Origin of the sequence: Streptomyces sp. NPDC101776, from assembly GCF_044766845.1 — a bacterium.
In the GTDB taxonomy this organism is placed as follows: domain Bacteria; phylum Actinomycetota; class Actinomycetes; order Streptomycetales; family Streptomycetaceae; genus Streptomyces.
In genome coordinates, this window is the sequence record NZ_JBIWMV010000003.1 from 500,963 (window position 1) to 520,418 (window position 19,456).

19 protein-coding genes are annotated in these 19,456 nt (G+C 67.8%); 8 read left to right on the plus strand and 11 right to left on the minus strand.

Features of this window, described 5'->3' with window-relative positions:
- Positions 1-2: 2 nt before the first annotated feature.
- Positions 3-785, plus strand: a complete 783-nt coding sequence (gene hpaH / locus ACIRRY_RS13915; RefSeq protein WP_403971789.1) for a 2-oxo-hept-4-ene-1,7-dioate hydratase — start codon at positions 3-5, stop codon at positions 783-785.
- A complete protein-coding gene (locus ACIRRY_RS13920) occupies positions 782-1,651 on the plus strand; it encodes an aldolase/citrate lyase family protein (RefSeq protein WP_403971791.1) in 870 nt (289 codons plus the stop codon). Before hpaH ends, ACIRRY_RS13920 begins: the two co-directional genes overlap by 4 nt.
- A 181-nt stretch (positions 1,652-1,832) precedes the next feature.
- Here ACIRRY_RS13920 and ACIRRY_RS13925 read toward each other — a convergent pair whose 3' ends face one another.
- Positions 1,833-2,942, minus strand: a complete 1,110-nt coding sequence (locus tag ACIRRY_RS13925; RefSeq protein ID WP_403971793.1) for an alkene reductase — start codon at positions 2,940-2,942, stop codon at positions 1,833-1,835.
- Between ACIRRY_RS13925 and ACIRRY_RS13930 the strand changes: the two genes are divergently transcribed.
- Positions 2,863-3,408: an ArsR/SmtB family transcription factor gene (locus tag ACIRRY_RS13930; RefSeq protein ID WP_403972295.1), complete on the plus strand. Its 546-nt coding sequence runs from the start codon at positions 2,863-2,865 to the stop codon at positions 3,406-3,408. The two genes, ACIRRY_RS13925 and ACIRRY_RS13930, sit on opposite strands and share 80 nt — an antisense overlap.
- 156 nt (positions 3,409-3,564) lie before the next feature.
- Here the strand turns inward: ACIRRY_RS13930 and ACIRRY_RS13935 are convergent, their stop codons facing one another.
- The 10 genes from ACIRRY_RS13935 to ACIRRY_RS13980 all read right to left on the minus strand — a co-directional run bounded on the left by ACIRRY_RS13935 (position 3,565) and on the right by ACIRRY_RS13980 (position 13,934).
- The gene (locus ACIRRY_RS13935) at positions 3,565-4,143 is read right to left on the minus strand and encodes an NADPH-dependent FMN reductase (RefSeq protein ID WP_403971795.1); all 579 of its coding nucleotides are present in this window, start codon (positions 4,141-4,143) and stop codon (positions 3,565-3,567) included.
- A gap of 83 nt (positions 4,144-4,226) precedes the next feature.
- A complete protein-coding gene (locus ACIRRY_RS13940; RefSeq protein ID WP_403971797.1) occupies positions 4,227-4,835 on the minus strand; it encodes a flavin reductase family protein in 609 nt (202 codons plus the stop codon).
- A gap of 1,048 nt (positions 4,836-5,883) precedes the next feature.
- Positions 5,884-7,470, minus strand: a complete 1,587-nt coding sequence (gene mdlC / locus ACIRRY_RS13945; RefSeq protein ID WP_403971799.1) for a benzoylformate decarboxylase — start codon at positions 7,468-7,470, stop codon at positions 5,884-5,886.
- Positions 7,454-7,744 carry an aldehyde dehydrogenase family protein gene (locus ACIRRY_RS13950; RefSeq protein ID WP_403971801.1) on the minus strand — a complete coding sequence of 97 codons (291 nt, stop codon included), beginning with the start codon at positions 7,742-7,744 and terminating at the stop codon, positions 7,454-7,456. The genes mdlC and ACIRRY_RS13950 overlap by 17 nt, the downstream gene beginning before the upstream one ends.
- The gene (locus ACIRRY_RS13955) at positions 7,741-8,463 is read right to left on the minus strand and encodes a GntR family transcriptional regulator (RefSeq protein WP_403971803.1); all 723 of its coding nucleotides are present in this window, start codon (positions 8,461-8,463) and stop codon (positions 7,741-7,743) included. The genes ACIRRY_RS13950 and ACIRRY_RS13955 overlap by 4 nt, the downstream gene beginning before the upstream one ends.
- Positions 8,456-9,508: a Gfo/Idh/MocA family oxidoreductase gene (locus tag ACIRRY_RS13960; protein WP_403971805.1), complete on the minus strand. Its 1,053-nt coding sequence runs from the start codon at positions 9,506-9,508 to the stop codon at positions 8,456-8,458. Before ACIRRY_RS13960 ends, ACIRRY_RS13955 begins: the two co-directional genes overlap by 8 nt.
- Positions 9,501-10,877: a TIM barrel protein gene (locus tag ACIRRY_RS13965; RefSeq protein ID WP_403971807.1), complete on the minus strand. Its 1,377-nt coding sequence runs from the start codon at positions 10,875-10,877 to the stop codon at positions 9,501-9,503. The genes ACIRRY_RS13960 and ACIRRY_RS13965 overlap by 8 nt, the downstream gene beginning before the upstream one ends.
- On the minus strand, positions 10,874-11,710 hold the full coding sequence (locus ACIRRY_RS13970; RefSeq protein ID WP_403971809.1) for a carbohydrate ABC transporter permease: 837 nt from the start codon (positions 11,708-11,710) through the stop codon (positions 10,874-10,876). The genes ACIRRY_RS13965 and ACIRRY_RS13970 overlap by 4 nt, the downstream gene beginning before the upstream one ends.
- Positions 11,707-12,546, minus strand: coding sequence for a carbohydrate ABC transporter permease (locus tag ACIRRY_RS13975; RefSeq protein ID WP_403971811.1), 840 nt, complete (start codon positions 12,544-12,546; stop codon positions 11,707-11,709). Before ACIRRY_RS13975 ends, ACIRRY_RS13970 begins: the two co-directional genes overlap by 4 nt.
- 119 nt (positions 12,547-12,665) lie before the next feature.
- A complete protein-coding gene (locus ACIRRY_RS13980; protein ID WP_403971813.1) occupies positions 12,666-13,934 on the minus strand; it encodes an ABC transporter substrate-binding protein in 1,269 nt (422 codons plus the stop codon).
- Between the two features lie 200 nt (positions 13,935-14,134).
- On the opposite strand from ACIRRY_RS13980, the gene ACIRRY_RS13985 reads away from it, so the two are divergent.
- Genes ACIRRY_RS13985 through ACIRRY_RS14005 form a run of 5 tightly spaced genes read left to right on the plus strand, consistent with a single transcriptional unit; the run spans position 14,135 to position 19,314 of the window.
- Complete coding sequence (locus tag ACIRRY_RS13985; RefSeq protein WP_403971815.1) at positions 14,135-14,542, plus strand: DUF6379 domain-containing protein; 408 nt, start codon at positions 14,135-14,137, stop codon at positions 14,540-14,542.
- Positions 14,542-15,624, plus strand: coding sequence for a sugar phosphate isomerase/epimerase family protein (locus tag ACIRRY_RS13990; protein ID WP_403971817.1), 1,083 nt, complete (start codon positions 14,542-14,544; stop codon positions 15,622-15,624). Before ACIRRY_RS13985 ends, ACIRRY_RS13990 begins: the two co-directional genes overlap by 1 nt.
- Positions 15,614-17,173, plus strand: a complete 1,560-nt coding sequence (locus ACIRRY_RS13995; RefSeq protein ID WP_403971818.1) for a GMC oxidoreductase — start codon at positions 15,614-15,616, stop codon at positions 17,171-17,173. Before ACIRRY_RS13990 ends, ACIRRY_RS13995 begins: the two co-directional genes overlap by 11 nt.
- Positions 17,170-18,300, plus strand: a complete 1,131-nt coding sequence (locus tag ACIRRY_RS14000) for a Gfo/Idh/MocA family protein (protein WP_403971819.1) — start codon at positions 17,170-17,172, stop codon at positions 18,298-18,300. The genes ACIRRY_RS13995 and ACIRRY_RS14000 overlap by 4 nt, the downstream gene beginning before the upstream one ends.
- A 3-nt stretch (positions 18,301-18,303) precedes the next feature.
- The gene (locus tag ACIRRY_RS14005) at positions 18,304-19,314 is read left to right on the plus strand and encodes a sugar phosphate isomerase/epimerase family protein (protein ID WP_403971820.1); all 1,011 of its coding nucleotides are present in this window, start codon (positions 18,304-18,306) and stop codon (positions 19,312-19,314) included.
- The last annotated feature ends 142 nt before the right edge of the window (positions 19,315-19,456 follow it).

Sequence of the window (19,456 nt, forward strand, 5' to 3'; positions counted from 1 at the left end):
CGGTGATCACCGAAGCAGAACGTCACGCAGCCGCGGCTGCCCTCATGCAGGCCGACCGTGAGCGTCGACCGATCACCCAGCTCAGCCTGACCTATCCCGATCTCGAGATCGAAGATGCCTACGCCATACAGCAACTCTGGGCGGCGGAGCGTGTGGCGGCGGGAGCTCGGCTCGTCGGGCACAAGATCGGACTGACGTCCCGCGCCATGCAGATGGCCTCGCAGATGAAGGAGCCCGACTACGGTTTCCTCACGGACGACATGGTCGTCAACGACGGCGCCTGGCTCGACGTGAGCCGCTACACGAAGCCCAGACTGGAGGTCGAGCTCGCGTTCGTGCTCGGCGCGGACCTGCATGGGCCGAACCTGCGCGTCCACGACGTCCTGCGGGCGACGGAGTATGTCGTCCCCGCGCTCGAGGTCATCGACTACCGCACCGAGGTGCCGCGCTCGATCACCGACACCATCGCGGACAACGCGGCCGCCGCGGCGATGGTCGTCGGTGGGCGGGTCGTGCGCCCGATGGACGTCGATGTCCGGTGGGTGGCCGCGACGTTGTCGAAGAACGGTGTGATCGAGGAGTCCGGGGTCTCGGCCGCCGTCATGGGACACCCGGCGGCCGGCATCGCCTGGCTCGGGAACAAGCTCGCCGCGGTCGGCCGGCACCTCGAAGCCGGCCAGCTGCTGCTGTCGGGCTCGTTCACCCGACCCGTCTCGGTCGAAGCGAACACCGTCATCCACGTCGATTTCGGCCCGTTGGGCTCGATCGGAGTGGCGTTCCGGTGACCGTGCACAACCCGCCGGCCGGCGCATCGCGGCCCGCACCGGGACAGTGGTCCCTGCCGACGAACGCGTTCAAAGCGGCGCTCGCCCGAGGTGAGCAGATGATCGGCATGTGGTGCTCGCTGGCAGACCCGTACCCCGCCGAGATCATCGCCGGCGCCGGGTTCGACTGGCTGCTTCTCGACACCGAACACTCGCACGCCGATATCGCGACCGTGCTCTCACAACTCCAGGCGGTCGCCCCTTACCCCTGCTCGGCGGTGGTACGTCCTCCGGTCAATGACCCCGTCGTGATCAAGCGGCTTCTGGACGTCGGCGCGCAGTCGCTGCTGATTCCGCAGGTCGAGTCGGCCGAGGAGGCGCGTGCCGCGGTCACCGCCACCCGTTACGCCCCCATCGGCGTCCGCGGCGTGTCGGCACTGACCAGGGCCACCCGGTTCGGCCGCGTCAAGGACTACGCCACACTGGCGCACACCGAACTGTGCGTGCTCGTCCAGGTCGAATCCCGGACAGCGCTGGAGCAGATCGAGGAGATCGCTTCCGTCAATGGTGTGGACGGGATCTTCATCGGCCCCGGCGACCTGGCCGCCAGCCTCGGTCACCCCGGAGACCTGAACGCACCTGGCGTCATCGAGGCAGTGGAGGAGGCGATCGGACGCGTGCGCGCGGCGGGCAAACCGGCAGGCATCCTCACGACCAACCCCACGTTCGCGCGACGGTGCATCGATCTCGGGACCACGTTCACCGGCGTCGGGGTGGACGTAGGTCTGCTGGCACGCGGCGCCGACGCCGTCGCCCAGTCCTTCCGGCAACAGGCCGCGATGGCTGCCGCGCCTGCCACCGCGAGCGGGGCCTCGGATGCCCCATGAGGGTGGAGCCGCAGCGCCACCTGCGGCCCGCCTTCGCCGACCACCGGTCGCAGTTTCCATGCCTCCCGTCGCGTGCTCGGACGCCGTACGCCTCGTTACGTCCGTCGAGTGGGACGCGGTCGGCACCTGGACGCCTGTCCGCGGGCCGGGTTCCGGCCTCACGGACAGGCGTCCAGGTGCCTCAGTCGGCCTGGAGGAAGGGGTAGTCGGTGTAGCCCTCGGGGCCGTGGGCGTAGAACAGCTCGGGGCGCGGCTCGTTCTCGGGGTGGCCGCCCTGCCAACGCTCGACCAGGTCGGGGTTGGCGATGAGTCCCCGGCCAATGGCCACGGCATCGACGTGAGCGGCCTCGATCAACTGAGCCGCTTCCTCGTGTGAGGTGACCGTGGCGAAGCCGGTGTTGGCGATCAGGTTGCCGGCGAAGCGACCGTGCAGCTCTTGGACGAGGTCGCCGGCCGGCTCGTGGTGCAGCACCGACAGGTAGGCCAGGCCCAGCGGGCGCAGCTGGTCCAGAAGGGAGCCGTAGGTGGCCAGCACGTCGCCCCTGTCGCGCTCGAAGGCGTCCTGGATGTTGTGCTGGGGTGAGATCCGCAGGCCGACCCGCAGCGGGCCGACGGCCTCGGCGACGGCCTTGACCACCTCGACGACAAAGCGGGCGCGGTTGTCGGGGGAGCCACCGTACTGGTCGGTGCGCTGGTTGGACGCCGGAGAGAGGAACTGGTGGAGCAGGTAGCCGTTGGCGGCGTGGATCTCCACGCCGTCCAGGCCCGCGTCGGTGGCCCGGCGGGCCGAGGCGACGAAGTCGGCCAGGGCGTCCTGTGTGTCCTGGACGGTCATCTCCTGCGGCACAGGATAGGTCTGCTTGCCTGTGCCGGTGTGCAACTCACCCTCGACGGCTATCGCGCTGGGGGCGACGACGCGCCGGCCGCCGTTGACGCCGGGGTGAGCGGTTCGGCCACCGTGCATGATCTGGAGCACGATGCTTCCGCCACGAGCGTGCACCGACTCGGCCACCCGCGCCCAGCCTGCCGCCTGCTCGTCGGTGGCGATGCCAGGCTGACCGAGGTACGCCTGCGACTCGTGGCTGGGGTAGGTGCCCTCGGTGATGATCAGCCCGGCGCTCGCCCGCTGCCCGTAGTGCTCGGCCATCAGCTCGCCGGGAATGCCGACGGAGCCGCTGCGCATCCGGGTCAGCGGGGCCATGACTACGCGGTTGGCGAGCTCGATCTTCCCGAAGGAAGCGGGGGAGAAAAGCGATGAAGCGTGTGAAAGTGAAGGATTAGTGACAGACATGGGTTTCCTTCTGAAGGGAGAAATGCGGGATGTCCCCCTCTCCCGCATCACCACTGTAAATCATGTACGCGCTAATGCGTACATCTTCCAGTGGCCCAGTATGCTCGACCCCATGGCCAGCCGCTCCGCGTCACCGCTCGTCCATCCGGACACACAGGACTTCGACCTCATCAAGATCATGAGTGCGCTCACCGATCCGATCCGGCTCAGCATCGTCCTCACTCTCGCCGCACGCCCCGGCCTGGCCTGCAGCGGCTTCCGTCAGGACCTCACACCGTCCGTGCTCACCCGCCACTTCCGCGTCCTGCGGGAGGGCGGCGTCATCCGGCAGCATGACGAGGGCAACCGCCGCATCAACACCCTCCGCAAGGCAGAACTCGACACACGCTTTCCCGGGCTGATCGACATGGTTCTGAGGGAAAAGGCGGACCAGGTCACGCCGCCGGGAGACGCTGACTGCGCCTGACGCCCCGGGGCCCGACAGGCGGCCACCTCCGATCGTCAGGCAGCCCCGGTCTACGAAGAACCGCTCCGGCCGGTCGCTGGAGCTACAGACAGCCATCCCGCCGGTGCCGGCGGTGGCGAAGCCGGAGGACGTGGATGCTGGACCAACTGACGCAGGTCACGCCGTCGCAGTCGACCGCAGCGGGCGCAGGGCCTCGGTGACCCGGACGAGTTCGTCGAGCATCGCCGTCGCGGAACTGGCCATCACCTCGTTCGGCACTAGGCCCTCCTCCTCGTCAATCAGCTGGTGCACGAAGGGAATCGACACCGACTCGACGACCGGTGTCATCTTCAGAGTGGTCACAACCTGCTTGATCATCTGCGCGGCCCGGGTGCCGGCCGAGACACCGCCGTAGCTGACCAGGCCGACCGGCTTGTACTGCCACTCGCTGTGCAGGTAGTCGATGGCGTTCTTCAACTCGGCGTTGTAGCCGAAGTTGTACTCCGGCATCACGAACACGAAGGCGTCCGCCTCCGCGACTTTGGCGCTCCAGTCACGGGTGTGCTGGTGAGTGTACGTACCCAGGCGCGGGTGGTGCGGCTCGTTCATGAACGGCAGGTCGACCTCGGCCAGGTCCACCAGCTCGATGTCGTCGAATCCGCCGCGTTCCTTGGAGTGGCTCTCGAACCACTCACCGATGGTGAGGCCGATCCGGCCCGGCCGCGTGCTCGCGACGATGATCTTCAGTTTGGCCATGGGAGGTTCTCGACTCTGTTCTGGGCGGAGATCCGCCTGACTTCGGCTCTGGAGCGGTGGGTGTGTATCGAGATGCGATCGCGCTAGTACGCCGCCGGGACCACCTCGGACAGCTCGCTCAGCCGATGCCAGGTCCGGTGGTGGTAAACCAGCGGACCTGACGCGTCACTTGGGGCGTCGGCGCCCGTCGGCGCGTGGTGGGCGTGGGTGGCGTTGACGACGACGAGCGTCGAAGCCCCGGCTGTGAAGGTGGCGGCGATCGTGCCCCGGATGCTTACCGGAGCCGCGACGAAATGGGGCTCACCGGTCGGCAGCCTTGTCCAAGCAGCGGTGTCCGCGAAGCGGTCCGCTCCGCTCGTCGCGCAAAGACGCGCGAGGTCGACCTGACCGGCTCCGAGCAGGTGTACGACCACGGACGACGACTCCAGGATCGTCGGCGTCGTCGAAGAGAGGGTCGAGGCGGAGAACACGAGGAGAGGGGGAGTCGCGCTCACCGATATAACCGATGTCGCGGTCAGGGCGACCGGGCCTCGGCCGGCGTCAGCGGTCACGACCGCGACGCCGCCCGCATGGTTGCGGAACGCCTCGCGGAAACCGTCAGGCGACAGCCCCGGCTCCAGAGAAAGTTCGTCGATCAGCGCGAAGTGCTGTCGCACCTGCTGGTGATCAATGTGATCAATGAGTTCGGACATCGGCGGCGTCTCCAGTCAACATCGACGAAACGATGTATTCATGGAACCCGAAGGGCCGACCTGCTCTCTTGCCCGATCTCACCAAATTGTCCTTTGCCGATTGCGCCGACGAACCAAGGTCTCGCCGGGCGACTCGTTGCGTAGGTCGGCGCGGGTCGCGTCTGTGCCGATGACGGTCGCGAGCCGCAGCACGACGCCCAGTTCGAGCTGCCGGGTCCTGATGTCTGGTTGGCCGAGCAGTTCCACCGCGCGGCTGGCTCGGTGGATGACGGTGTTTTCGCCACGACCAAGCCGCGAGCCCCTGTCCTGCGGTCGGCAGTCGGGACGGCAAGTACACCCGCAACGTCTCGCGCAGCACACGCAGTGTCTCTCCGCTTCCGCCCAACTTGTCTCACGGTGTCGGGATCGCTCTCGCCAGGCTGGACCGGTTCCTCCCCCTCCGCGAGGGTGATACGGCTCGCCGTCGTGGGCAGCGAGCCGAAGTTCCGGGTGGACTTGTCGAAGGCGAGGTTTCCGTGCCGGGTCGCCGCGGCATCTCCACTTCGAGCTCATCGGCCAGGGACTGGCGGGAGCTACGGCCCTTTGGGACGTGGGACAGCTGCTTCGGTTCGAGAGCCCCCGCAGGCCACCACAGCGGCAACCGGCGGCCCGCGTGACACCTTGACGCCAGTCTTCCTCCTGGTATGGCCGTAGCCAGACGAACGCGACCGGCGAGACGGGCAGCGGCTGGCTCTGCGGGGTCCTCCTTGCTGACCGACTGCTGCCGAGGGCGGCGTTCAGCGGGCGACTGGTGAGCAGTTCGTCAGCCCCGGCTCCAGTGGACACTCAGGCCGCGGGCAGGTCCCTGTCCTGGCTGCACTTCAACGTGGCGAACAGTGCGCTGGACATCGCATCCGGGATGCGGACGCGGGACTCGGCCGTGTCCTCGCCCTGCTTCACCCAACAGCAGGAACCAGGCTCCCGCACCGCTGGTGACCACGACAGGGACGACCGCTCTTGGGACCGAACCCGTTTCGACATCGTCATCGCCCCCCACAGACATGTGACGTCAGCCGTAGGCCGCGTCCGGAACGACGTCGATGTCCAGGACCAGCGGACTGGTTCTCTGAGCGAGGGACGGCAGGCTCTCACCAAGGACCGCAGTGAGCTCCTCATACGTCGTCACTCGCCGGGCCGGACAGCCGAGGCCTTGTGCCACCTCGGAAATCCGGACCTCGGTGAACGCGGGCCAAGGGGCCTTGCCCAGCCCGGACTGCTCTGCGAGCCGGTCCATGATCGCGTAACTTCCGTTGGCCAGCACGACGAAGAGCACGCCGACTTGGTAGTGTGCGGCGCTCCAGAGGCCTTGGATCCCGTAGAGGGAAGAACCGTCGCCGAGGACGGCGACGACGGGGCGGCGCGGCGCACCGAGTTTCAGCCCGATCGCGGCAGGCAGTCCGAAGCCGAGGCCACCTGCGGCCGCACTCACGAAGCCCAGTGGGACGCGTGCCGGAACCCGGCGGTGGAGTTCGGGACGGCTGGACGGTGACTCCTCGATGAGGATGGTGTCGTGGGGGAGATTCTGCGCGAGCAGGTCGAAGACATGGGCCGGCCGCAGTGGCTGTCCCGGTTCCGTCGGCGTTTGCGCCTTTCGTGGCTCCGGGCGTGCACCATCCCGCGCCCGGACGCGTTCGGCGAGCCGTCGGCAGATGTGGGCGGGGTCGGCGATCAGCGCTATGTCGGCCACGCTGTTGTGGGCCTCGTCCGCGTGCTGGGTGACCTGCAGGACCGTTGTACCGTCCGGCACGAGTTCGCCGGGTTCCCACGGATACTGGCGCAGGACCGGTGCACCGACGACGAATAGGACGTCGTGACCGGCCAGCGCGGCGCGGACACCGGCCCGCCCGGGTGGAAGGTGACCCGCGAACGAGGGGTGATCCTGGGGGAAACCGGCGCGGGCCCCGAAGGGTTCCTGCCACACCGGTACGCCGAGACGTTCGACGAGTTCGACGAGCGCGGCCCAGGAGGACTCGTCATCGGCCCCCGCCCCGACTACTATCACCGGATTGCTGGCCTGGTCGAGGATTTCGGCGAGGTCGGCGACGTCGTCCGTCGCGGGCGCCCTCCGAATCTGCGACGGTGCCGCACCGCGGAGCGGCTCAGCGGGCTTTTCCCAGTCGTCCATGGGGACCACGACGAGCGCGGGCCCAGCCGCGGTGACCGCTTCGTGGTGCGCTCGTGCGATGGCCGCCGGCACGTCCTGCGGCCGGGCGGGCTGGTTCGTCCACACGGGATACTCGCCGATGAGGCCTTCGAGTCGCCCCGCGAGGAACGGGTCGTGCGCGAGGTGACGCCGGTCCTGCTGCCCTACGACGACCACGAGAGGCACGCGGTTGGTACGTGCGGTGGCCAGCGCTCCCGCGGCATTGGCCAGCCCCGCCGTGGTGTGCAGATTCACGAACGCTGGGCGGCGCCGGGCCATCGCCCAGCCTGTCGCCATGCCGACCACCGACCCCTCATGCAGGGCCAGCCGGAACTCGATGTCATCGGGCAAGCCGGTCAGGAAGGAAATCTCGGTCGACCCTGGGTTGGCGAAGATGGTGGTCAGCTTGAACTGACGGAGTACCTGGAAGACGGCGTCACGAACGGTGGTCATGGGAGTGTGCTCCACTCTCAGCTTGTCGGATCGGGTGGTGGCGCTCGCCGGACTGGATCGTGACCCGGCGCAGCTCGGTGAACTCCTCGATCGCCGCCCGGGATCCGAAGCGCCCCCAGCCGCTTGCGCCGACACCTCCCAAAGGCATCTGCGGCTCGTCCTGCACGGTGGCGCAGTTGACATTCGTGGGGAGAGGCGACTCGATCGCCGTTGTTAGGACTATTCCGGCGACGATGTCTGCGAGAACGAGACACGACGCGTCGGCGGAGGTCACGACGGCCGCTCCGTCCGCGCGGCGTTGCCCCGCTCGATCGCGGCCAGCGTGGCCTCGATGGACCGTCGCACCAGCAGCGCCACCAGTTCGCCGTCGCGCCGCTGGAACGCCTCCAGGACCAGTTCCGCGAAATGGAGGCTTTCGGCGAGCCGCCCCGGCTGCGACAGCTTGCGCCTTTGCGAGAGAGTGCGCAGGAACAGGGAATTCAGAATTTCCCGTGCTGTGTCATTGCCGGAAATCTCGACAATGACATCGAAGAACCTGAAGTGGGCCACGCGATAGTGGTCGTCGTCGTTCTCCGCGGCGTACTTGCGCAGCGAGTCGACGATCGAGCCGAGTCGGACCAGCTCGTCGTCGGTGGCCCGCTCGACCGCGAGCCTCGCGAGCGATGACATCAGTTGCGCGCGCAGGAAGAACACTTCCCGGACCTCGTTCAGGCTGAACGCGGCCATCCGCGGCCGCTTGCGGGCCCTCATCTCGACCAGGCCCTGCGACTCGAGCAGCGCCAGCGCTTCGCGTACCGGAGTCCTGCTGGTACCGACACTGTTGGCCAGCTCGACGCTGTTCAGATCCTGTCCCGGGCTGAGCCGTCCTTCCATCATGCCGCGCACCACCCAGACGACGATGTCGACGACAGCGGGCTCACGACGGTCCGAAAGATTGAGAAGCTCGATCAGCTCGTCGGGCGCATCCATAGATCGCGCCGTGCTTTCATCCATCGCTTCTCATCCCTTCGCCGAGGGCGATGAGGCGTGATTCCTCCATCGACCGCCGGGCCGCGTCGATGACCTTCATGGTTGCGATTCCTTCCTCCGCGCGCACCGGCGGGCCTCCGCCGGCGGCTGCCCAGTTGACCACAGCGTCGTAGAAGGCCTGCCAGCGTCCTCGCTCCCCGCGGACCGCTAGCGGCGGCTCGGATCCGTGCTGGATCGACCAGTCGGAGGTGTCAGGTATCCCCCAGCCGTCGTCCGCAGGGGCCATGCCCTGCGCGAGTTGCTGCTGCTGGGGATCGGCGGCCCCCAACACGATCCGGGTGTCCGCGGTGGTGACCTCGAAGCGAGGCAGACGGGCGTTGCCGACCGGCCCCATGGACAGGTGCGACCGGCTGCCGTCGCCGTGCCGCAGTGCGAGGAACACGTCGTCCTCGGCGACGGCGTCACGTCGGCGGACGTCGAGTTCGGCGTACACGGCCGTGACTGGACCGAGCAGCACGATCGCCTGATCGATGAGGTGCGAACCGACCTCCAGCAGGATCCCGCCACCCTCCGGCCGGTTCCGCCAGCCGTCACGCACGGTGGGCTGCCACCACTGGAGTCGCGACACCAGACGCGCGGGTTCCGGCCGCGTCGCTTCCGTCCACAGCCGCTGGAGAGTCAGGAAGTCGCTGTCCCAGCGACGGTTCTGGAACACCGTCAGGCGGTCCGAGTCCGACAGAATCGCCGCCTCGTCCGTGTTCGCGGCCATCGGCTTCTCGACCACCACGCGGGCTCCGAGTCCAAGGAGCTGCCCGACGGTCCCCGCGCGGTACGCCGGGGGGACCGCCACCACAACCAGCGCGCAGTCGCCGGCCGCGGTGAGGTCGCTCGTGACGTGCGCGTCGGGACAGCGCGACCGCGCCTCCCGGACGTGCTCAGGGCTCCTCGCCACGATCACGTCGAGGCTCAGCCGCGGATGCGCGGCGATCAGCGGCAGGTGAATACCTGCCCCCGATCCGCCGAATCCGACCAGCGCGACCGGCAGCCGATCACCGTGCCGCCTAGACATCGGCACCCGCCGAAATCATGCGACGGTGTGCGAGGAGCTGGCCGAAGGTATCGGGAGAGTCGTCCCAGAGGTGTCCCTCGTACTCGGTCATGAGACAGCCGTCGAACTGCGTTCGCGCGAGCGTCGCGAGCACGTCCGGGTACGCGATCGCAGGTTCGTGGCCGGACTCCATTTCGTAGAACTTGCCATGGACGATCCTCGTGAACGGGAGAAGGTCCGGCAGCCAGCCGGGATCCGACCGCCGGAACAGCCGGTACGCCCGCCGAGTCACCTCCATCGTCTCGTCACTCACGGTCCTCCCCGCCAGTTCGGCTTCCAACGCCGGCAGGGGAATGCCGTCGCTCCAGGCGTCCTCGACAAGCCGCGCGACGTCTGGCGCCGCGCCGGTCCCGGTCAGCAGACGCGTGAATCCCCGCGGGAGGGCCCGCATCACGCACGACAGATCCACGATCAGCCCCAGCCGCGGGGAGCGCAGCTCGTCCAGCAGGCCCAGCAGCGTCTGCACGCTCGCGTCCTGGGGCGTCTGCGCGTGCAGTTCGGTCAGCACCACGAGCCCATGACGCTCGGCGGACTCCGCCAGTCGCTCGAACAGCGACCGGCGGAGCGGCACGTTGAGCCGGACGTAGGTACTGCCCAGCGCTGACGCGAGCGCGAGCTCCGTCTCGGCCCACCGCAGCACATCGGCGTCACCGGTCGTACGGTCCGCCGAACGCCCCGGGTCGAGGAAGCCGTCGTAGCACAGCGGTACCAGGCCGGTCTCGCGCAGCATGTCCGAGAACCTTTCCAGCCACTGCGGTGCCGGTGCCGGGTAGCCCTCGATCACCTGGGCGCCGAGCAGTTCGACGGCCGTGAACCCGCCCAGCGCCGCCACCTCGTCCAGGCATGACCGCAGCGAGCGGCCACGCCTCAGCTCCCCGGCGAAACTGAAGGTACACACGCCCTGCGCCCACGGTGACTCCTCGGCTCCGGCCAGCCGCGCCGAGGCACGCGTCGTCCGCCGTGGCCATTCGCCATCGGCGCCCGCGCCCTCCGGCATCCGGAGGGTCAGCTCGACGCCGACCTCGGTTCCGGCAACCGGCACCGGTCCGCCGTGTCCGACGCCGATCTGCAGGGATTCCTCGATCGACCAGTAGCGGTCGCGCATCGCCTGGAGGCCGGACAGGGACAGGAGTTGCCCGTCGACGTGGAAGAGCACGTCCTCTTCGGCGACAGGTTCGCCTCCCGCCGACAGCAGGACCCGCTCCACACACGACACCGGCAGCGCGCGGAACCACGGGAGGCGGGCGCGGACGGACCACGCGAAGACGTCGGAGTCACGAGAGCGACGCAGCGCTGCCGACAGGCGCAAGGTGTAGGGGTCAGTGGTCACTTGATACCGCCCGCGAAACCCTTCACGAGCTTGCGCTGCGTGAGTACGAAGAAGGCCAGCACTGGCAGCACGGAGAGGACGACGCCGGCGAACACATAGTTCCACTGCGTGGTGAACTCCCCGACGAATCCGTAGATCGCGACCGGGAGGGTCTGGTTGTCGGTACCGCCGAGGAAGACGAGCTGGGTGAAGAAGTCGTTCCAGACGAAAAGCGCCGTGACCACCGCGACCGTGGCCGTGACGGGGGCCAGCAGTGGAAACACGACTCGCCAGAAGATCCGCAGCGGGGTCGCGCCGTCGACGAGCGCCGCTTCCTCGTACTCCGTGGGCAGCGCCCGGATGAAACCGGCGTAGAGGAAGATCGCGGTCGGCATCTCCAGCCCCGTGTAGAGCACGATCATGCCGAGGTAGGTGCCGACGAGCCCCATCTCCCGCAGGGCGACGAAGGCCGGGATGAGCCCGAGCTGATAGGGCATCACAATGCCGAGCACGAACGTCACGTAGAGGCCGTTGTTGAGCCGGCCGGAGTGCCGCGCGATGGCGTAGGCGCCGAGCGACGCGAGGACGACGATCACCGCGACGCTGCCGACGGTGATGACCAGGCTGGACAGCATGCCGTGCTCCATCCCGTTGACGGGGTCGGACCAGGCGTTGCTGAAGTTGCTGAACTCCGGATGTGTCAGCGGCAGTTTCAGTGACCGGTGGGAGACCTCGTCACTGTCCTGGAAGGACAGCGCGACGATCAGGTAGAAGGGCACCCACCAGATCGCGGCGGCCACCAGCATGAGGATCTCTCGCCCGAAGGTCCTCGGGCGATAGCGGAGGCGGCTCATCGGGTCTCCTTGTCGCCGCGGAGGAGAAAGATCTGCAGGAGAGCTACGACCGAGATCAGCAGGGTCAGCACGAGTGCGATCGCCGCACCGTAGCCGTAGTTGCCGCTGGCGAACGACTGGCGGTAGACCTGGGTGGCCAGCGTCTCCGTGGCCTGCGCGGGGCCGCCGTTGGTCAGGCCGATCACTTGGTCGAACACCCGCAGTGTCATGATCGTCGGGAGGGCGACGGCGACGGTGAGTGCCGGTTTGAGCATCGGCAGCAGGATGTGGCGGAACCGCGCAAAGTGGCCCGCGCCGTCGAGTTCGCTCGCTTCGAAGATCTCCTCGGAGATCCCCTGCAGACCGGACAGGTAGATGATCATGCAGAGGCCGGTCAGCTGCCAGACGAGGACGATCAGGATCGTCCAGATGGCCGTATCGGGATCGGCGGTCCACACGTGCCGCCAGCCGGACAGGCCGACCCAGCCCAAGGCCCGGTTGAGGAGCCCGTCGTAGTCGAAGATGTAGGCCCAGACGTACGACACGGCCAGGGGCGTGATGGCGAACGGCGCGAAGAACATGGACCGCAGCAGATGACGGGTTTTCAGCAAACGGTTGAGCCCCAGCGCCAGCAGCAAGCCGAGGGCATTGGACAGGATGACACCCAGGCCGGCCAGGATGAGCGTGTTCCACAGTGCTTTGCGGGCCACATCGTCGGAGAAGAGCCGCTCGAAGTTCGCGAAGCCCACCCAGGTCGCGTTGACGCTGACGCCGTCCCAGCTCGTGAAGGCGTAGTAGGCACCGACGGCTACGGCCAGATACCGGAACACGGCGACCGGCAGGAGTGCCGGCAGCACCCACAGCCTGGACAGGCGGAGACCCGGGATCTGCGCGCGCCGGCCACGTCCGGTCGGCCTTGCCGGACCGTCAGGCCTGCTCGGTGGCCTGGCAGCGGTGAGTTGATCGTTGCGGACACTCACTTCGAGGCGCCGTCCCATGCCCGGTCAGCGTCCTTGAGGACCTGCTGAGCCGACTTCTGGCCGGTGAACAGCCCCTGGGCGCTGGTCGCCAACTCCTGGGCGACACTGGCCGCCGGCCAGAAGAGGTAGTTGAGGGTCTGCGCCCGCTCCGTCGTCAGGTACGGCTTCAGCGGAGTCAGGGCGTCGGTGTAGACATCGCTCCCGTCGGCGCCGGCTCCCGGCGCGATGGTGCCGGCGGTTCGGGCGTAACTCGCCCGCTGCTTCGGCTCACTCAGGAAGTCGATGAGCTTCCGGGCCAGTGGGGCGTTGGCGGCCTTGGCATTGACCACCAGCGCGATACCGCTGGCCGCTGACACCTTGGTCTGCGCGCTGGTGTCGGCGGGGAAGGCGAACGACGAGAATCGGAAGGACTTCGGTGCGGAGGCGCGAACCTGCACGATCGCCTGGGCGGGCATGACCTCCATCGCGGCCTGCCCGGTCGCGAACCGCTGGATGTGGACGGGTGCCTTGACCCCTGCGACATCCTTGGAGAAGCACTTGGCGTCCGTCATCTTCTGCAGGTCCGAAACAACCTTCCGCCAGCCCGGACTGGACGCGAACGTGGTCTTCTTGTCCGCCCGTTCACTGTTCCAGTTCGCGTCGGGGCCGAACACGTTATTGGCGGCCAGGGTCTGAAGCAGAATGCTGACGTTCTGGAAGGAGGCCCCGGCGAGACTGATCGGCGTGACACCGGTCGCGGCAAGCGTGGAGCACGCTGCCGTGAGCTCGGCGAACGTGGTCGGGACCGAAACACCTGCCCGGGTGAAGATCTCGGGGTTGTACGCCACGAACAGTGGCGCCAGGTCGGTCGGATATGCGTAGACCTTGCCGTTGAGCGTGACGATCTTCTTGGTGCTGGCAGGTAGCGACGAGATCCAGGAGCTGTTGGTCAGATCCGCGACCTGGCCGCCCGCGGCGAGGGTCAGCGCGGCGAGGCCACCGCCGGTTCCGGGTGTCGTCTGGATCACATCGGAGGCTTGGCCCGCCTGGAGCCGCGTCTGGATGAGCTGCGGGTAGGAGTCGTTCGGCGTGTACCGGGCGTCGATCTTGACCCCGGGGTTGGCTTTCTCGAACGCTTTGAAGAGCGGCTGCCAGATGCCCTGCTCGGACGTCTGACCGCTGAAGGTGATGGTCTTGGCGCTGTCACCGCCGGACGAGCAGGCGGTCAGGAGGCCGGCGGCCACTGTGGCCGCCACTCCGAGGCAAATACGGCTTCTCTTGATCATGTCCAGTCCGACCTCATCGTCGTGCTGAGCGCCTGCAGGGGACCCTGCGGCAGCGTATTTTCGGCCACCTTAGAAGTCCGACCCTCTAGTGTCTACACTTGCGACCGACTTTTCGATTCTTTGCCCACTCTCTTCCCGCCGTAAGGGGCTAAGTGTATAACCTTAGTTCGTCGACGTCGCTTACGAGATCGATGCCCGAGATGAGGAAAGCCGTGTTCCCAGAACGTCTGATCGAAGCGGAAACCCTGCGCCCGACCGAGCAGGGTTTCTGCACCAACCTGCGCCTGACCTGGTACCGCGCGCTGCCACTGTCGTGCGTGGAGCGCATCACGGTGACGGTCGACGGGACTCCGGTCCCCGATGAAGCAATCACCCTGGAGCTCGATTCGACCGGCCCTCTGTCTCTTTCGGTACTACCCTCACTGACCGACACCTGGTGGTACGTACTCGACTCGGCGCTGTTGACGGTGGACACCGCCACGGCGGTCGAACCGGGGGACCACGAGGTGACCGTCGTGCTGGGCCTGTACATCCCCTACCTGCCGGTGGGCGGCTCTCCGCTGGTCAACCTCGATACCGGCTCGGCGCAGTTGAAGGTGGCAGCCTGATGACGAACAAGTCCACGAACCGCGGCCCCAAGCTGGGCACCACGCTGTACAGCCTCACCCGTGACTTCCACGGCCGCCGCATCACCCTCGAGGACGCGGTCCGGCGCGTCGCCGAACTGGGGCTCGGCCCCGGACTTGAGGTCGTCGGCTTCCAGAGCTTTCGCGGGTGGCCCCGGCTGACGGACGAGCAGATCCACGGGTTCCGTTCGCTGATCGACGAAACCGGGCTCGTGCCGGCCTGTATCGGAGGAAACGCGGACGCCGGGATCCGACGGGACCGACTGCTCACTCCCGACGAACTCGTCAGCTACATGGAGGCGCAGATCGTCGCGGCACGACAACTGAACTTCCCCGTTGTCCGGGTCCAGTACTCCGTGACACCGGACGACATGGAACGGCTGCTTCCGATCGCCGAACGGGAAGACGTCAAGCTGGGCCTGGAGATCCACGCCCACCACTCACCCCGCCACCCACTCGTGCTCGCCCTCCTCGAACGCTACGAGCAGCTCGGCTCTCCGCACCTGGGCTTCATTCCAGACTGGGGCTCCTCGATGCGCCGGCTGCCGCCGAGCCGGCTCGAGGCCGGCCGGCGCAGCGGACTGCCGGACTCATACATCCGACGCATCGAGGAGAGCTGGCTGGCACAGCACGAACTCGGGCCGATCCTCGACGATGAAGCACTGCCTGAGATGTACCGTGCCGCCTATCAGATCCTCGAAGAGGAGGGCGTCGGCGCCGAGGGCCAGCCCCTCGCCCGCAACTCCATCGGCCTGTTCGGCCATGCGAGCCCGTCCGACTGGGAGCTGCTCGCGCCCTGGACCGTGCACATGCACGGGAAGTTCTTCGACATCGACGAGACCGGCGACGAACCTTCGGTGCCCGTCCGCGACATCCTTCGCGTCTTTGCCGAAAGCGGCTACGACGGCTACATCTCCAGTGAGTGGGAGGGCTGGCACTGGAACCTGACCGCCGATCCCTGGGACATGGTGGCCCGTCACCAGAAGCTGGAACAGCGCGTTCTCGACGATCTGTTCGCAGAGAACGCGAATGCCGGGAGTAAGGCCTCGTCAGGTGACCACTGATCCCGTCGGAGCCGCTCCGCGCCTGCCGCCGCGGGTCGATGTCCTCATCGTCGGCAGCGGACCCGTCGGTGCCGCCTTCGCCAGAGAACTCCACGAAGCGGCGCCGCGTCTGACGGTCCTCATGGTCGAAGCCGGACCACACCTCACCGAGGTCCCGGGTGCCAACGTGCGCAACCTCGACCCGCGGGACCGGCGCCGCGCCCAGGATCTCGCGACCGGCTGGACCGGCCGGCAGACCTCAGACACGGGCCGCATCGACGGCCGGCTCGTGTCCCGCCCTGGCACCGTCCTGGTGAGCGAAGCCGACACCACCGAAGACGACCAGACCGGGATGCCGGCAGCCGCACTGTCCGCGAACGTCGGAGGGATGGGCGCGCACTGGACCTGCGCCTGCCCGAAACCTGGAGATTCGGAAAGAATCGGTTTCCTCGGGGATGCGTTCGACGAAGCGTTCGACCGCGCTCACGAGTTGCTCGGCGTGACCACCGAGGCCTTCCCGGCCACCGAGGCTAGCCGGGAGTTGCACCGCACGTTGTCGAAGCTGTTCGACGCCGGACGTCCCTCCGATCGGCGAGTACAGCCGATGCCCCTGGCCTGCGCACCGACGGGGAATCCGCTGCCCCACTGGTCCGGAACGGATACGGTCCTGGGCCCTCTCGCACACGCCGGACAGGGGCATTTCGCCATCGCCGCCGAGACGGTCTGCCGTCGGCTCCTGCACACGTCCGGCCGTGTGTCGGACGCGGTGCTGGCCGATCGCCGTACCGGCCGGACGCACGTCGTAGGGGTTCAGGCCGTGGTGGTCGCGGCTGACGCGCTCCGCACACCACAGCTGCTGTGGGCTTCGGGCGTCCGTCCACGCGCGCTCGGCAGGTACCTCAACGACCAGCCGCAGATCGTGGGCGCGCTCGCGCTGCGTACCACATCCACGATCACGTCGACGGCAAAGGAGGATCGACGCGAGCTGCTGACCGGCGTGCTGTGGATCCCCTTCCACGAGCCGGACTTCCCTTTCCACACCCAGGTGATGCAGGCCGGGACCACGCCGATCGACATTCCGGGCGCCGCCCCGCAGAACCGACCGGTGGTGACCTGGGGCCGGTTCACCACCAAAGACGTCCGCGCGGAGGACCGGGTCGAGTTCTCCGACTCCGAGGTCGACGACTTCGGCCTGCCCAGGATGACGATCCACTACGGACTGAGCGACCGGGACCTGGACACCATCGCCCGGGCCGAGCGGGAGATGGTGGAACAGGCCGAGAGTATCGGAGACTTCTTCCCCGGAAGCCGGCCGCGTCTGCTTCCGGCGGGCAGTTCGCTGCATTACCAGGGCACGGTGCGCATGGGGGAAGCCGATGACAGCACTTCCGTCTGTGACCGGAACAGCCTGGTATGGGGATTCGAGAATCTCTACGTGGGCGGCAACGGGGTGATCCCCACAGCGACCGCGTGCAATCCCACGGCCACGTCGACGGCGTTGGCGGTCCTCGCGTCACGTCACCTGGTCCGCCGAGCGGTTCAGCAGTCGAGCACCGGGAGTACCAGATGAACGAACTACGCGTCGGCATGGTGGGGCACGCGTTCATGGGTGCCGCTCATTCACAGGCGTGGCGGGCGGTGAACCGGTTCTTCGACCTGCCGCTCCGAGCACACATGACAGCCCTGTGCGGCCGGGACGCGAACCGCGCCGCCGCCGCGGCCGAGAAGCTCGGCTGGGCGTCGTACGAGACCGACTGGCGGGTTCTGGTCGAGCGCGATGACATCGACCTCGTGGACATCTGCACTCCGGGCGACACCCACGCCGAGATCGCCATCGCCGCGCTGCGCAACGGCAAGCATGTCCTGTGTGAGAAGCCGCTGGCGAACACCGTCGCCGAGGCTGAGGCGATGGCCGAGGCCGCAGCGTCGGCTCCGGGCGTCCGGAGCATGTGCGGCTACACCTACCGGCGTGTACCCGCCGTCGCTCTGCTGGCCCGGCTCGTAGCCGAGGGGCGGGTGGGGCGCGTCCACCACGTCCGGGCGGCGTATCTGCAGGACTGGCTGGTCGATCCGGCCACACCGATGTCCTGGCGGCTTTCGGCCGAGCGCGCCGGGCTCGGCGCGCTCGGCGACATCGGCTCACACATCGTCGATATCGTCCAGCACCTGACCGGCGAACGGATCACCGGCGTCAGCGGCCTGACCGAGACCCTCGTACCGGAGCGCCCGACCGTCGACGGCGGCACCGGGCAGGTGACAGTCGACGACGCGGCGATCTTCCTCGCCCGGCTGACCGGCGGGGCACTTGCCACGTTCGAGGCGACCCGGTTCGCCACCGGACGCAAGAACGCCCTGCGCGTCGAGATCAACGGCTCCGCGGGCTCGCTGGCTTTCGACCTGGAACGTCTCAACGAGCTTGAGTACTACGACGCCTCACGGCCCTCCGGCGAAAACGGTTTCACCCGCATCCTCGTCACGGAACCCGACCACCCCTATCTCGCCGCATGGTGGCCACCCGGCCATCTGCTCGGCTACGAACACGGCTTCACCCACCAGGCGCGCGACCTCATCGAGGCGATCGCCACCGGCGTCCAGCCCCGCCCGTCGTTCGCCGACGCCCTCGACGTCCAGCTCGTCCTCGACGCCGTCGCTCGTTCTCACGGCGAATGGATTCCCATCCCGGAACGGAGACCATGAGCCATGCCACGACCGATCACCCTGTTCACCGGGCAATGGGCCGACCTGCCCTTCGAGGAGGTCTGCCGACTGGCGTCCGGATGGGGTTACGACGGGCTGGAGATCGCGTGCTGGGGCGACCACTTCGAGGTCGACAAGGCACTGGCCGACGAGTCCTACGTGGAGGGTCGCCGGGAGATCCTGGCCCGTCACGGACTGAAGGTGTTCGCACTGTCCAACCACCTCGTCGGCCAGGCGGTGTGCGACCACCTGATCGACGAACGGCACCGGGCGATCCTGCCGGCCGACGTCTGGGGCGACGGCTCACCCGAGGGCGTGCGGCGCCGGGCCGCACAACGGATGGCCGACACCGCGCGAGCCGCGGTGAAGCTGGGCGTCCACACCGTCGTCGGATTCACCGGCTCCGCCATCTGGCACACGCTCGCGATGTTCCCACCCGTTCCTGACACCGTGATCGACGACGGGTACGCCGACTTCGCCGAGCGCTGGAACCCGATCCTCGACGTGTTCGACGAATCCGGCGTTCGCTTCGCCCACGAGGTCCACCCCAGCGAGATCGCCTACGACTACTGGAGCACCGTACGGACCCTCGAAGCGATCGGGCACCGCTCCGCGTTCGGCCTCAACTTCGACCCCTCGCACTTCGTCTGGCAGGACCTCGACCCGGCGATGTTCCTGTGGGACTTCCGCGACCGCATTTACCACGTCGATTGCAAGGACGTGAAGAAACAGCTCAACGGACGCAACACCAGGCTCGGCTCGCACCTGCCGTGGGGAGACCCCCGCCGCGGCTGGGACTTCGTTTCCACCGGCCACGGGGACGTCCCCTGGGAGGCCTGCTTCCGGATGCTCAACGCCATCGGCTACGACGGCCCGATCTCCATCGAATGGGAGGACGCCGGCATGGACCGGCTCACCGGGGCTCCGGACGCACTCGCCTACGTACGGCGGATGACCACCATCGAGCCCTCCGCCAGGTCCTTCGACAACGCCTTCATCTCACGAGAGAGATGACCGGAAGCCAAGCGTCCGAGCTGGGCCGGCTAGTTACGATGGTGGCCACCGTCGGCAAAGCCATGGTCCTGGAGACCTACGGCGTCAGCGCCCACGAGCTCGCGGAGCGACTCGGGACCGAGTGTCATGGGGTGAGCATCGC